This is a genomic window from Paracoccus sp. NSM, assembly GCF_052379855.1.
In the GTDB taxonomy this organism is placed as follows: domain Bacteria; phylum Pseudomonadota; class Alphaproteobacteria; order Rhodobacterales; family Rhodobacteraceae; genus Paracoccus.
The window spans coordinates 551,650-565,453 of sequence record NZ_JBQTCG010000002.1 but is presented as its reverse complement, the minus strand read 5'-3'; the positions used below and the strand labels follow the sequence as shown (position 1 = coordinate 565,453).

Annotated in this window: 13 protein-coding genes; 6 read left to right on the top strand and 7 right to left on the bottom strand. The window is 66.0% G+C overall.

Annotation, left to right across the window (positions count from 1 at the left end; genetic code table 11):
* The first annotated feature begins 28 nt into the window (after nt 1-28).
* Together ACTZWU_RS05880 and ACTZWU_RS05875 are read left to right on the top strand one after the other, a co-directional pair.
* Entirely contained in the window at nt 29-1,333 is a 1,305-nt protein-coding gene (locus tag ACTZWU_RS05880; RefSeq protein ID WP_444736435.1) for a DUF3422 family protein, read from the top strand.
* A 144-nt stretch (nt 1,334-1,477) separates the two neighbouring features.
* A complete protein-coding gene (locus ACTZWU_RS05875) occupies nt 1,478-1,822 on the top strand; it encodes an arsenate reductase family protein (protein ID WP_444736411.1) in 345 nt (114 codons plus the stop codon).
* Nucleotides 1,823-1,879: 57 nt separating this feature from the next.
* Here the strand turns inward: ACTZWU_RS05875 and ACTZWU_RS05870 are convergent, their stop codons facing one another.
* The 5 genes from ACTZWU_RS05870 to ACTZWU_RS05850 all read right to left on the bottom strand — a co-directional run bounded on the left by ACTZWU_RS05870 (nt 1,880) and on the right by ACTZWU_RS05850 (nt 5,820).
* On the bottom strand, nt 1,880-2,308 hold the full coding sequence (locus ACTZWU_RS05870) for a TIGR01244 family sulfur transferase (RefSeq protein WP_444736410.1): 429 nt from the start codon (nt 2,306-2,308) through the stop codon (nt 1,880-1,882).
* A 52-nt stretch (nt 2,309-2,360) separates the two neighbouring features.
* On the bottom strand, nt 2,361-3,053 hold the full coding sequence (gph, locus tag ACTZWU_RS05865) for a phosphoglycolate phosphatase (protein WP_444736409.1): 693 nt from the start codon (nt 3,051-3,053) through the stop codon (nt 2,361-2,363).
* Complete coding sequence (locus tag ACTZWU_RS05860) at nt 3,054-3,608, bottom strand: thioredoxin family protein (RefSeq protein WP_444736408.1); 555 nt, start codon at nt 3,606-3,608, stop codon at nt 3,054-3,056.
* A 263-nt stretch (nt 3,609-3,871) separates the two neighbouring features.
* Nucleotides 3,872-4,576 (bottom strand): hypothetical protein, encoded by a 705-nt coding sequence (locus ACTZWU_RS05855; RefSeq protein ID WP_444736407.1) that lies wholly within the window; start codon nt 4,574-4,576, stop codon nt 3,872-3,874.
* Nucleotides 4,577-4,722: 146 nt separating this feature from the next.
* A complete protein-coding gene (locus ACTZWU_RS05850; protein ID WP_444736406.1) occupies nt 4,723-5,820 on the bottom strand; it encodes an anhydro-N-acetylmuramic acid kinase in 1,098 nt (365 codons plus the stop codon).
* A 61-nt stretch (nt 5,821-5,881) separates the two neighbouring features.
* Here ACTZWU_RS05850 and tyrS point away from each other — a divergent pair, with 61 nt between their 5' ends.
* The 4 genes from tyrS (at nt 5,882) to ACTZWU_RS05830 (ending at nt 8,510) form a co-directional block, all read left to right on the top strand.
* Nucleotides 5,882-7,126: a tyrosine--tRNA ligase gene (gene tyrS, locus ACTZWU_RS05845; protein ID WP_444736405.1), complete on the top strand. Its 1,245-nt coding sequence runs from the start codon at nt 5,882-5,884 to the stop codon at nt 7,124-7,126.
* A 118-nt stretch (nt 7,127-7,244) separates the two neighbouring features.
* The gene (locus ACTZWU_RS05840) at nt 7,245-7,397 is read left to right on the top strand and encodes a hypothetical protein (RefSeq protein WP_444736404.1); all 153 of its coding nucleotides are present in this window, start codon (nt 7,245-7,247) and stop codon (nt 7,395-7,397) included.
* 140 nt (nt 7,398-7,537) lie between these two features.
* Complete coding sequence (locus tag ACTZWU_RS05835) at nt 7,538-7,912, top strand: DUF2237 family protein (RefSeq protein ID WP_444736403.1); 375 nt, start codon at nt 7,538-7,540, stop codon at nt 7,910-7,912.
* A complete protein-coding gene (locus ACTZWU_RS05830) occupies nt 7,899-8,510 on the top strand; it encodes a DUF4893 domain-containing protein (RefSeq protein WP_444736402.1) in 612 nt (203 codons plus the stop codon). The genes ACTZWU_RS05835 and ACTZWU_RS05830 overlap by 14 nt, the downstream gene beginning before the upstream one ends.
* Before the next feature lie 40 nt (nt 8,511-8,550).
* On the opposite strand, the gene trpB is transcribed toward ACTZWU_RS05830, so the two are convergent.
* On the bottom strand, nt 8,551-9,777 hold the full coding sequence (gene trpB / locus ACTZWU_RS05825) for a tryptophan synthase subunit beta (RefSeq protein ID WP_444736401.1): 1,227 nt from the start codon (nt 9,775-9,777) through the stop codon (nt 8,551-8,553).
* Nucleotides 9,778-9,992: 215 nt separating this feature from the next.
* Nucleotides 9,993-13,574, bottom strand: a complete 3,582-nt coding sequence (locus ACTZWU_RS05820; protein WP_444736400.1) for a vitamin B12-dependent ribonucleotide reductase — start codon at nt 13,572-13,574, stop codon at nt 9,993-9,995.
* Nucleotides 13,575-13,804: the final 230 nt, after the last annotated feature.

Here is a 13,804-nt window from a genome sequence, read left to right as displayed (position 1 = left end):
CTCCACAAGGGCCACCAAGGAGAGGCGCATGAATTCGGCCGCCGAACACCCGATGCGCTATGCGCTGGTCAACGAGCTGCATGCCCGGCCCTCGCCGCGTCTGACGGCGCCCGCGACGGCGGTCTTTCTGGCCTTCAAGGAACGCGGCGACGCCGCCAATCGCGACCGCGCGCGCGACCATGCCCATCTGGCCGAGATCGTGTCGCGTCATGGCGGGCCGCGCCCCGATCCAGCGGACAGCCATTATCAGGGCCGGCTGGGGCGGCACGAACTGAAATGGGAAAGCCATACCGAGTTCGTGACCTACATGGCCATGACGCCGGGCCTGCCGATCCGGCCTTTCGATCCGTCGGCGGCCTCGATCTTTCCGGATGCCTGGCAGAACGCGGCGCCGGGGCTGCGGATCGCGGCGGCGATGGTGCAGGTGGATCTGCTACCCGATGACCCCGCCGAAATTCCTGACAGGATTGCGGGTTGGTTCGCCGCGGACAGCCTTGCGGCGGTCTGGGTGCTTGAGGAATCCGCCGTGATCGCCAGCGATTTCCGGATCGATCCCGATGGGTGGATGCGCTTTGCCGTCTTTGTGCGGCCCGGCGTGTCTGAAAGCCGGATCGGGCGGCTTGTCCACCGTCTGGTCGAGCTTGAAACCTATCGCGCGGCCTCGATGCTGGGGCTGACGCGGGCGCGGTCGCTGACGACGCGGCTGAACGCGCTGGAGGGGCGGCTGTCGGCGCTGGTCGAAAGCATGGCCGACGAGGCCCGCCCCGCCGAGGAAGTGCTGCACGACCTGCTGCCCATTGCGACCGAGCTTGAGGCGCAGGCCGCCCAGCACAGCTTTCGGTTTGGTGCCACGCGCGCCTATCAGGCCATCGTCAGCGACCGGATCGAGGTCCTGCGCGAGACGCGCTTCATGCAGATGCAGATGCTGACCGAATTCATGCGCCGCCGCTATCTGCCCGCCATGCGCACCACCCAATCCGCCGAGGCGCGTCTGGCCGAGATGCAGGCGCGGGCCAGCCGCAGCGGCGAGTTGCTGCGCACCCGTGTCGAGGTGGAACGTCGCGCCCAGAACCAGAAGATCATGGAACGGATGGACCGCCGCGCCGATCTGCAATTGCGGCTGCAGCACACGGTCGAGGGGCTGTCGGTCGTGGCCATCAGCTATTACGCGATCGGCCTTTTGTCCTATGGTCTGGCGCCGCTGGCCTCGGGGATCGGGCTGGACAAGGGCGCGTTGATCGCCGTGCTGACGCCTTTGGTTGTCATCGTGGCCTGGGCCGGAATGCGGCGCGTGCGACAAAAGCTGCATCGGGGCGAGCACGGCGAAATGTGACTTGTGAGCGGCGCGCCCTGCGGCAATAGTGCGCGCAACCTCAACGGAGTTCCCACTGATGCGCCCCTTTCTGGCCCTGTCCCTGCTGCTGATCCTTTCCGCCTGCGGGGTGCCTTTCGTTCCCTTCATCTGATCGAGGAAATCATGTCCAAGTCACTGACGATGTTCGGTCTTTCGCATTGCTCGACCTGTCAGAAAGCGATTGCCGGCCTTGAGGAACACGGTTGGAGCGTCGCCTTCCGCGACGTGCAGAAAGAGCCTCTGACCGAGGATGAGCGCAAGGCGCTGGTCGCGGATTTCGGCGACAAGATCATCAACCGGGCCAGTCTGACCTGGCGCGGCATGTCCGAGGAAGAACGGGCCGCGGATCTGGTGACGATGCTGGGGGCAAAGCCCTCGGTGATGAAACGCCCGGCAATCCGCGCGGACGATCATCAGGCACTTGGCTGGACGGCCAATGTCAAGCGCGCGCTTGGCGTTCCGGCCTGATCGGAACGGTGAAGGGGCAGGGCGGTCGCGCCCTGCCTGACGGCACTGGCCGAATGCTCAGGCCCTCCGGCTTGCCAGCGACTCGATCAACGGACGCACGCCCGCCAGATCATAACCGGCCGCTGCGGCGGTCGCGATGATCTCATCCACTGGCTGCTTGCCCGCCTGGTTCAGCGCCCAGAGCACCGTCGAGCGGTTGCCGCTGCGGCAATAGGCGATGGTCGGGCCGGGATCGGCCAAAGCGGTGCCGAAGCCCGAGATCAGCTGCGGCGTGATCTCGCCCGGCGTGAAGGGCAGATAATGATAACGCATCCCGGCATCGGCCGCCGCCTTGGAGATCGCTTCGTGGTCGATGCCGGGACCGACCTCTGGATCGGGGCGGTTGTTGATCAGAACCTTGAAGCCCGCCTCGGCCAGCGCGCCGATATCCTCGGGCTGGATCTGGTCCGAAACGGCGAGGTTCGGGCTGAGTTGACGCAGATCCATGGCTGACCTCTCTTGATGCTGTCGCGCGATTCAGCCCTTTCGGTGGCTGATGTCAAGGCGCCGGCTGCGGTGCGGGCCGAAGATCGCCCGCCTGAGCCCTGAGCCGTGCCACAAGACCGGGCAATGCCGCGAAGTCGCTGAAATGCGCGTGGCTGACCAGATCCGCCACCGGGCTGTGGCGATACCCCTCGGTATAGAGCAGGAAGGGCACGCCCATCGCGGCAGCCGTTTCGGCGTCGAACTCGCTGTCGCCGACGAAGATGCCGGTCTGCGCGCCGAGCGCCTCGAAGGCCGCGCGCAGAGGCGCGGGGTCTGGCTTTTTCACCGGCAGTGAATCGCCGCCGATCACCGCCGGAAACAGATGGGCCAGGCCGAAATGATCCAGCACCGCACGGGTCGGGCCAAGCGGCTTGTTGGTGCAGATCCCAAGCGGATGACCCGCCGCCGCCAATTCCGCCAGAGCTTCCGCGACGCCAGGATAGAGCCGCGTCAGCGTGGTCGCATCGTGGTAGCGCGCCATGAAGGCCGCGACCAGATCGCGGCGATGAACCGGGTCGATCCCGCAGGCGGCGATGACACGCGACCACAGAATCTCGACGCCGCCACCGATGAAGCTGCGGACGCGCGGCAAAGATAGAAGCGGCACGCCGTTCTCGCGCAGGACGGCATTGACGCAGGCATGGATATCGGGCGCGCTGTCGATCAGCGTGCCGTCGAGGTCGAAGATGACGGGGCAAGGCGACATTCAGAGATTCTTCCACTTGATCGAGCAACCCATCGAAGGCACCTGATCTTGCGGGCCTTTTCCGGTTTTGGCGATCTGGATCATCGCCTCGAACAATTCGCGCCTTGCATCCGGCGCTGCCGCCTTGCGGCCTGAAGCGTCGAGCCTGCCACGATATTGCAATTGGCCATGAGCGTTGTAGCCGAAGAAGTCCGGCGTGCATTCGGCGCCGTAGGCCCGTGCGACCTGCTGGGTTTCGTCATGCAGATAGGGAAAGGTGAAACCGCGTTCCTCGGCCAAAGCCTTCATGCGGTCAGGCGCGTCTTCGGGATAGGCCGAGGCGTCATTGGCCGAGATCGCGACCACGCCGATCCCGGCCTGCTGCAATTCGACCGCGTCGCGCAGGATGCGGTCGAGGACCGACTGCACATAAGGGCAATGGTTGCAGATGAACATGACAAGCGTGCCACGCGGCCCTTTGATGTCATCGAGGCTATGGATGGCTCCATCCGTGCCGGGCAAGGCAAAGGGATGCCAAGGGGCGCCGAAATCGCATACAGGGGGTGAGACTGCCATGATCGACCTTTCCGTGCGGTGTGTGGCGATCCTGCTGTCTCGATGGAACAACGGCAAGGGTCGAAACCAGGTTAACGGCTGGGATATAAGTCATTCGTAACATAATTCGGATTATACAACGCACAGATCTTCGCGTTGCGCTTGACCGGTTCTGCTTTCCGATTGCTGTCGGCCAAGGCGCTGGTCTGCGATCCTTGCCTGCCGAGCGGACATGAAAAAGCCCCGAAGCGCGATGCTTCGGGGCCGTTTCGCGTGTCGGCCGATCAATCAGCCATGACGTTGTTCGGGTCGAACTCGGGCATGGCTTCGAGTTCTTCCTGCGTGAAGTTGGTGGCCATGACGATCTCGTCGTCGAAGCGCGCCACGTGCAGCATATCGCCGTTCAGCAGGACCGTGTGCGTACCGAGGCCCAGGAAGCCACCGATATCAGCCACATAGCCGATCAGTTCGCCCTCGGCGGTCAGGACGAGGTCCGAGATCGCGCCGATGTCGTTCCAGTCATCCGGGCGGGTGCCGCCGGTGACGTCGTTCCACTGGCTGCTCGAGGGCTCGTTCGTCGTGTAGACGGACCGGTCGGTCAGCCACGACGCCGTGATGCCCTGGTTCTCGGGGCTCAGGGTCGCGCCCAGTTCGGCGCTGCTGCGACGGGTCATCGTGACATCCGTGTCGGACTGGTCCATACCCGGCTGGGTCATGACTGCGTCGTCCTGGGCCATGCCCGGCGTGGTTTCGGTGGTCATGCCCGTTGCACCATCCTGCATCGTGCCATCCTGCGCAGTGCCGCCCATCGTGCCGTCTTGGGCGGTGCCGCCCATCGTGCCGGTGGCGGTGCCGGTCTCCGTGGTCGCGCCGTCCTGCACCGGGGCGGTCTGCATCGTATCGGCGGGGGCCTCGGTCGTCGTGGGCTGCTGCGACCAGGCGGGGGTCGTCAGGGCAATTGCGGCGGCGGTCAGCATGAAGTGCTTCATGTGATGGGCTCCTGTTCATTCCGTTTGTTCGCCGTGCAGCTGCACAGCACTGCCCCGACAACCAGAGCCGGAAGCGCCCCGTTCCGCTGATCTTTATCAACCCTGGAAAGGACGATTTTTCAGGAACAATGACCCAAGGTCGCAGTTCAGCGCGGTTGGCTGATGCGCCCGCCGCAGACCGGACCGGGCGCGGCGGTCGTGTCTGGCCCTGATGTGGGCAGGCCCTGCATCACGCGGACGGCCAACCAGCCGAAGGCCTGCGCCTCGAGCATGTCGCCGTCGAGGCCCGCGCTTTCGACGGGCAGCACCGGAGCCGACAGGCGCGCGGCCAGCGCGGCCATGATCGCGGGGTTCCGTCGCCCTCCGCCGCAGACCAGCACCGCTTGCGGGTCCGACGGCAACCAGCGCAGTCCCGCCTGAACCGAGGCCGCGATCACTGCAACCAGCGTTGCCGCCGCGTCCGCGTCAGAAAGCCCGGCCACCAATCCGGACAACCCCCCGAAATGGTCGCGGTCCAGCGATTTGGGCGGCGCATGGTCGAACCAGGGATCGGCCAGAAACCGCTCCAGCGCCTTCCGATCGGGGCGCCCTGCCCCGGCAAGCGCGCCGTCGCGGTCCAGCGTCACGCCCCGCCGCGCCTGCATCAGATCGTTCAGCGGCGCGTTCGCAGGCCCGGTGTCAAAGGCCAGACAGGCGCCCGGCGCCTCGGGTGCCGGGGCTAGCGGGTTCACCCAGGTGATATTGCCCACCCCGCCCAGGTTCAGGAAGGCCACCGGGGCGGGCCGGATCAGCCCACGCTCCAGCGCCCAGACCGCGCAGGCCCAGTGAAAGAACGGGGCAAGCGGCGCGCCCTCGCCGCCCTGACGGACATCTTCGGTGCGGAAATCCCAGACGACCGGCCTGCCCGTCCGCGCTGCAAGCCGCACCCCCGACCCCGCCTGATGCGTGCCGCGCCCGCGCGGGTCGTGGGCCAGGGTCTGGCCGTGATAGCCGATCAGCTGGGCCTCGGGGAATTCGCGGGCAAGGGCGGCATGGGCATCCTCGGACAGGCGCGTGGCCTCGGCCACGCCGGGATCGCCGGGCCAGCGGCCCAGGGCCGCGCGCAGCATCGCGGCCTCGTTGGCGCCGGTCGCGCGAAAGGCGCTGCGGCCGAAGGCGCCGATTCGGATGCCGTCGGTCTCGATCATCGCCGCATCGACCCCGTCCATCGAGGTCCCCGACATCATTCCCAGAGCCCGGATCATCGCGCCTTTTCCTTTGCCAGCCCGCCGGGTATATCGCGCCCAGACAGAAGGAAACAGCCCCATGACATACGCGCCCAAGTCCGATTTCCTCACCCAGCTGATCGAGCGCGGCTATGTCGCCGACTGCACCGATTACGAGGGGCTGGACCGCGCGCTGCTGGCCGGTCCGGTCACGGCCTATATCGGCTATGACGCGACGGCGGCCAGCCTGCATGTGGGCCATCTGCTGAACATCATGATGCTGCGGATCTTCCAGAAGACCGGCAACCGTCCGATCACGCTGATGGGCGGCGGCACGACCAAGGTGGGCGATCCGTCCTTCCGCAGCGACGAGCGGCCGCTTCTGGACGATGCCGCGATCCAGCGCAACATCGACGGCATGCAGAAGGTCTTTGACCGCTATCTGGATTACGGCCCGGACGCGGCGACGATGCTGAACAATGCCGAATGGCTGGACGACCTGAACTACCTGACCTTTCTGCGCGAGATCGGGCGCCATTTCAGCGTCAACCGGATGCTGTCCTTCGAATCCGTGAAATCCCGGCTGGATCGCGAGCAGTCGCTGTCTTTCCTGGAATTCAACTACATGATCCTGCAAGCCTATGATTTCCTTGAGCTGAACCGCCGCTATGGCTGTCAGTTGCAGATGGGCGGGTCGGATCAATGGGGCAATATCGTCAACGGGATCGACCTGACGCGGCGCGTCGATGACAGGGTGATCTGGGGCCTGACCTCGCCCCTGCTGACCACCAGCGACGGGCGCAAGATGGGCAAGTCGGCGGGCGGCGCGATCTGGCTGAACGGCGAGATGCTCTCGCCCTACGAGTTCTGGCAGTTCTGGCGCAACACGACCGATGCCGATGTGGGCCGGTTCCTGAAGCTCTATACCGAACTGCCGCTGGACGAATGCAACCGTCTGGGCGCGCTTGGCGGGTCCGAGATCAACCTGGCCAAGGTGCGACTGGCCAATGAGGTCACGACCCTGCTGCACGGCGCCGAAGCCGCCGCCAGCGCCGAGGCGACGGCGCGCGCGGTCTTTGAGCAGGGCGGCGCGGGCGGCGATCTTGAGGTCGCGCTGATCGACGCGGCCTCGCTGTCGGGCGGGCTGTCGGTCGTGCAGGCGCTGGTCCAGTCGGGGCTGGCCCCCTCGGGCAAGGAGGTCAAGCGCCTGATCGCCGAGGGCGGGCTGCGCCTGAACAACGAACCCGTCACCGACGCGCAGCTGATGCTGGACGCGGATGCGGTGGGCGACGGGCTGAAGGTCTCGATCGGCAAGAAGAAGCACCGCATGTTGCGGATCGGCTGATCGTCCCATGAACCCGGCGCATGGCAGCCTTGCGCCGGGTCTTTCGCCTCTGGTTTTCTGACCGGTCAGTCAATATCTGGACGGCATGGGAGGGAAGACCCGAACCCGGAGACGAACCATGTCGAAGCCTGACAGCAAGACCACCAGCATCGCGGATCGCAAGCGCGCGGCCGACGCCGAGGCCGCCCTCGACCAGATGTATGGCTATTTCACCCGCGAGGAAGCCCCGCGCGTGATCGTCAGCGAACTCGACGCCCGCCGCGCCGCCTGACAGGCCGCCAGCCGCGCGTTTCTCAAAGGGGCCTTTCGGCCCCTTTTCCATGTCCGCCTCACAGCTTCGCGGGCAGCTTCGCTTTTTCTTGGCCTGCCCTGCCCCTTTGGCTAAGCTGCCCTCAACATGCAGGAGGGGTGATGGAAGCGTCGATCAATGTCCTGGGCGGCAGGTTGCAGCCCTGCTCGACCGCACCGATGACGGGGTTTTATCGCAACGGGTGCTGCGATACCGGCCCGGATGATCGGGGCAGCCACACGGTCTGCGTGATCGTGACGGCCGAGTTTCTGGCCATGTCGGCCTATCTGGGCAACGATCTGTCGACGCCGCGCCCCGAATACGGCTTTCCGGGGCTGAAACCGGGGGATCGCTGGTGCCTCTGCGCCTCGCGCTTCCTTCAGGCGGCGCAGGAATTCGCGGCCCCCAGGGTGGTGCTGGAATCGACCCATCGCCGCGCGCTGGACATCCTGCCGCTGGAATTGTTGCAAAGTCACGCCGTCAATGAAGAAACCTGATCTGGCCGCGTTGGCCACTGCCGCGCTTCTGTGTGCCCTGCCCGCCCATGCAATCGAACTGGCCGACTTGTCGGACGAGGTCCGCCCCGACGACCGCGCCCGGCTGGAGCTTTTCGACGAAACTGCAGGCCGGGCGCTGATGGGCGCGCTGGCGGCTGGCGACGGGGGCGATGTCGGCGTGCTGGTCGCGGGCCTTGCGGGCGAGCCGCTGCCGCCCTCGGGCGCCGCGTCGATGCTGGAAGGCGACTGGTCCTGCCGCGTCCTGAAACTGGGCGGCGGCTTGCCTCTGGTCGCCTATCAGCCGTTCCGCTGCCGGGTCGGCGCGGATGGGCGTTTCGAGAAGCTGACCGGATCGCAGCGGATGCTAGGCCGGATCGGGCTGGTTGATGGCGAGGTGACCTATCTCGGCACCGCCTTCGTCGCGGGCGCGACCCCGCCCGATTACGCCGACCTGCCGCCCGAGATCGACCCGACCGCAACCCCTCAGTTCATGCCCGAGATCGGCCGGGTCGAGGTCGTGGATGGCGGCATGGCCCGGATCATCCTGCCGATGCCGCATCTGGAATCCGACCTGAACATCGTGCTTCTGGGCCGCTGAACGGCTGCGCGGGCGGCCCGTCGCCGCCCGCGCAGCCGCGTCAGGTGCGGATATCGTGGCCCAGATGCTTGGCGACGGTGAAGATGTCCTTGTCGCCACGCCCGCACATGTTCATCACGATCAGATGGTCGGCGGGCAGCGTCGGCGCGATCTTGATGACATGGGCCAGGGCATGGCTGGGCTCCAGCGCGGGGATGATCCCCTCTTGCGCGCAGCACAGCTGGAACGCGGCCAGGGCCTCGTCATCGGTGATGCTGACATATTCCGCGCGGCCCACATCCTTGAGCCAGGCATGTTCCGGCCCGATGCCGGGATAATCCAGACCCGCGCTGATCGAATGGCCTTCGAGGATCTGGCCGTCATCATCCTGCAACAGATAGGTGCGGTTCCCGTGCAGGACACCCGCGCGGCCGCCCGACAGGCTGGCGCAATGCTCCATCCGGTCATCGACGCCGCGGCCCCCGGCCTCGACCCCGATGATGCCGACGGCCGGATCGTCGAGGAAGGGATAGAACAGCCCCATCGCGTTCGAGCCGCCGCCGATCGCCGCAACCAGCGTGTCGGGCAGACGCCCCTCGCGCGCCATGATCTGCTCGCGGACCTCCTTGCCGATGATCGACTGGAAATCGCGCACCATCGCCGGATAGGGATGCGGACCCGCCACTGTGCCGATGCAATAGAACGTGTCGCGCACATTCGTCACCCAGTCGCGCAGCGCGTCGTTCATCGCGTCCTTCAGCGTGCCGCGACCGCTGGTGACGGGCACGACCTCGGCCCCCAGCAGGCGCATGCGAAAGACGTTGGGTGCCTGACGTTCCACGTCATGGGCGCCCATATAGACCACGCATTTCAGCCCGAACCGCGCGCAGACCGTGGCGGTGGCCACGCCATGCTGGCCCGCGCCGGTTTCCGCGATGATGCGGGTCTTGCCCATCCGCATCGCCAGAAGGATCTGGCCCAGCACGTTGTTGATCTTGTGCGCGCCGGTATGGTTCAGCTCGTCGCGCTTCATGTAGATCTTGGCGCCGCCCAGATACTGGGTCAGCCGCTCCGAGAAATACAAAGGCGAGGGACGGCCAACATAATGCGTCCACAGATCGTCCATCTGCGCCCAGAAGGACGGGTCGGTCTTGGCGCGTTCATATTCCGCCTGAAGGTCAAGGATCAGCGGCATCAGCGTTTCCGACACGAAACGGCCGCCATAGATGCCGAAGCGGCCCTGTTCGTCGGGGCCATGCATGAAGCTGTTGGGCAGGTCGTCGGCCATGGGATGCGCCTTTTGGATTGTCATCAGGTAGGGTCGGGCAGGATCGTTCCCGACCTTCTAGCCGCATTCCGCCCGCTGGTGAAGCCCGGCCGGACGCGACAAAGAACCCGCCCCCCGAAGGAGGCGGGCCAGTTCGGTCCGCGTCTTGATGCGCGCTTTCTGCTGCGACGATCCCGCCTGCCACCCCGCCCCCGTCGCCGGGGACGGTGTCTCGATCAACTGCAGCCGCTGGTGCCGCCGCAGGTGTTGCACTTCATGCAGGTGCCGTTGCGCACCAGCGTGTAATTGCCGCATTCGCCGCAGGGATCGCCCTCGTATCCCTGCATCCGCGCGCGGGCGCGGGCGTCGATGGCGGGGCCTTCCAGCGTGGCGCTTTGCGCGAGGCTGCTGGTCTGCAGGACCATCAGATCCTGCGGCAGGCGCTTGCGCAGATAGCCCGCGCTGCTGATCTGCTTGAGCATGGTCAGCGATTTCAGCTCGGTCTGGTCGCTGACCGGGGTGACATTGGCGGCCTCGGCCTCGCCGCCGCCGATATCGTCGAACCGCGCGCCCTCGGGCTTCACATGGGCCAGATCGGTCCGGTCCAGATAGCTGACGGCCAGTTCGCGGAAGACATAGTCAAGGATCGAGGTCGCGTTCTTGATGCTGTCATTGCCCTGCACCATCCCCGCCGGTTCAAAGCGGGTGAAGGTGAAGGCATCCACGAATTCCTCCAGCGGGACGCCGTATTGCAGACCGACCGACACCGCGATGGCGAAGTTGTTCATCATCGCCCGGAAGCCCGCGCCTTCCTTGTGCATGTCGATGAAGATTTCGCCCAGCTTGCCGTCGTCATATTCGCCGGTGCGAAGATAGACCTTGTGCCCGCCGACGATGGCCTTTTGCGTATAGCCCTTGCGGCGCTGCGGCAGTTTCTCGCGGTGGCTGCGGACGATTTCGCGGACGATGACCTTCTCGACGATCTTCTCGGCCAGAACGGCGGCCTTTTCGCGGGCCGAGCCCTGGGTCAGGATCTCTTCGGCCTCGTCGTCATCCTCGATCAGCGCGCTGGCCAAGGGTTGGCTGAGCTTCGAGCCGTCGCGGTAAAGCGCGTTGGCCTTGATCCCCAGAGAATGGCTGAGTTCATAGGCCGCCAGCGCATCCGCGATGGTCGCCGCCGCGGGCATGTTGATCGTCTTGCTGATCGCGCCCGAGATGAAGCTTTGGGCGGCGGCCATCATGCGGATATGGCTTTCGACGGACAGATAGCGGCTGCCCTTCTTGCCGCAGGCATTGGCGCAGTCGAAGACCGGCAGATGCTGCGCCTTCAGATGCGGCGCCCCCTCCAGCGTCATGGTGCCGCAGACATGATCGTTCGCAGCCTCGATCTGGGCGCGGGTGAAGCCCAGATGGCGCAGCAGGTCAAAGGCCGGATCGGACAGCTTGTCGGCGGGAATGCCAAGCGTGCCCCGGCAGAATTCCTCGCCAAGCGTCCACTGGTTGAACACGAAGCGGATGTCGAAGGCCGAGGGCAAGGCGGCCTCGATTTTCTCGATCTCGGCCAGGCCGAAGCCGTGGCCGGCCAGCGCGGTGTGGTTGATGGCGGGGCAGTTCCCAAGCGTGCCGTGGCCGACCGCATGGGCCACGATCTCGGCGATCTGGCCCGAGGAATAGCCAAGCGTCTCCAGCGCGGCGGGAACCGACTGGTTGATGATCTTGAAATAGCCGCCGCCCGCCAGTTTCTTGAACTTGACCAGCGCGAAGTCGGGCTCGATCCCGGTCGTGTCGCAATCCATCACCAGTCCGATTGTCCCGGTGGGCGCGATCACGGTCGTCTGCGCGTTGCGGTAGCCATGCGCCTGACCCAGGGCCAGCGCCTCGTCCCAGGCCTCGCGGGCCAGGGCGACAAGCTGGCGATCGGGGCAGTTGGCGGCGTCCAGCGCCACGGGGGCCACGTTCACGCCCTCGCAGGCCGTGCCATGGGCCGCGGCGCGGTGGTTGCGGATCACGCGCAGCATATGCTCGCGGTTGCGCGCATAACCCGCGAAGGCGCCCAGTTCGGCCGCCATCTCGGCGCTGGTCGCATAGGCCACGCCGGTCATCACCGCCGACAAGGCCCCACAAAGCGCGCGGCCCTGATCGCTGTCATAGCCCAGCCCCATATTCATCAGCAGGCCGCCGATATTGGCGTAACCCAGCCCAAGCGTGCGGAAATCATGGCTGCGCTGCGCGATCTCGCGGCTGGGGAATTGCGCCATCAGCACGCTGATCTCCAGCGTCACGGTCCACAGCCGCACGGCATGGACATAGGCGCCCGCATCGAAACCCTCGCCCGACCAGAAGGTCAGCAGGTTCATCGACGCCAGGTTGCAGGCCGTGTCGTCCAGGAACATGTATTCGCTGCACGGGTTCGACCCGCGGATCGGCCCGTCCTCGGGGCAGGTATGCCAGGCGTTCACCGTGTCGTGGAACTGGATGCCCGGATCGGCGCAGGCCCATGCCGCATGGCCGATCTGGTCCCACAGCTCGCGCGCGCTGACGGTTTTCGCCACCTTGCCGTCGGTGCGGCGGATCAGCTCCCACGGGGCATCCTCGCGCACGGCGCGCAGGAAGGCGTCGGTCACGCGGACCGAGTTGTTGGAGTTCTGGCCCGAGACGCTGACATAGGCCTCGCTGTCCCAATCCGTGTCGTAGGTCGGGAACTCGATGCTGGCGAAACCCTGCCGCGCATATTGCAGCACGCGGTTCACATAGGTTTCCGGGATCATCGCGCGCTTGGCGCTGCGGATCGCGTCCTTCAGGGCGGGATTCAGGGCGGGGTCGGTCTCGCCCTCGCCCTCGCGGATGGCGGCGAAGATCGCGTTCAACTCGCGCTGATGCAGTTTCGAGCCCGCGACAAGGCTTGCGACTTTCTGTTCCTCGATGACCTTCCAGTTGACGAAGGCCTCGATATCGGGGTGATCCATGTCGCAGATCACCATCTTGGCCGCGCGCCGCGTCGTGCCGCCCGACTTGATCGCGCCCGCCGCCCGGTCGCCGATCTTCAGGAAGCCCATCAGGCCGCTGGACTTGCCGCCGCCCGACAGGCGTTCCCCTTCGCCGCGCAGGGACGAGAAGTTCGTGCCGGTGCCGCTGCCATATTTGAACAGCCGCGCTTCACGGACCCAGAGATCCATGATCCCGCCCTCGTTCACCAGATCGTCGCTGACCGACTGGATGAAGCAGGCATGCGGCTGGGGGTGCTCATAGGCGCTGTCCGAGCGGACCATCTTGCCGGTCTTGTGATCGACATAGAAATGCCCCTGCCCCGGCCCGTCGATGCCATAGGCCCAGTGCAGGCCGGTGTTGAACCATTGCGGGCTGTTGGGCGCGCCCATCTGGCGGGCCAGCATGTGGCGCATCTCGTCCAGATAGGCGCGGGCGTCGGCCTCGGTCGAGAAATAGCCGCCCTTCCAGCCCCAATAGGCCCAGGCCCCGGCCATGCGGTCGAAGACCTGCGCGGCGCTGGTCTCGCCTCCGTAACGCTGATCCTCGGGCAGGTCGGCCAGGGCGGCCTCGTCGGCGACGTGGCGCCACAGGAAATCCGGAACGCCCTTTTCGCGCACCGGTTTCAGCCGCGCGGGAACACCCGCCTTGCGGAAATACTTCTGGGCGATGACATCGCTTGCGACCTGGCTCCAGCCCTCGGGGACCTGGACGCGGTCGTTGCGGAAGACGACCGAGCCATCGGGGTTGCGGATCTCGCTGGTGGTCGTGGCAAAGGCGATCCCGCCATAGGCCCCGCCTTCTGCGGTGGTGAAGCGCCGTTCGATCTTCATGTCCGGTCCCTGCCTGTTCAGCCGCCCGATGCGCCCAAGGCACGAAACCATCGACCCGCCAAGGCGGCCCGGCCGGGCGTCGCCCGGTCTGATACGGCTTTCATGAGGTTCCGGCAGCCCTGTCGGGGCTCACCAGATCTTGTGGTGCATCATCTACGGCCCACAAACTGCCGGGCGTTCCGGTGCATTTCAACTGATATTTTTCGCGCCGCGGGGCGATCAGGCGATTG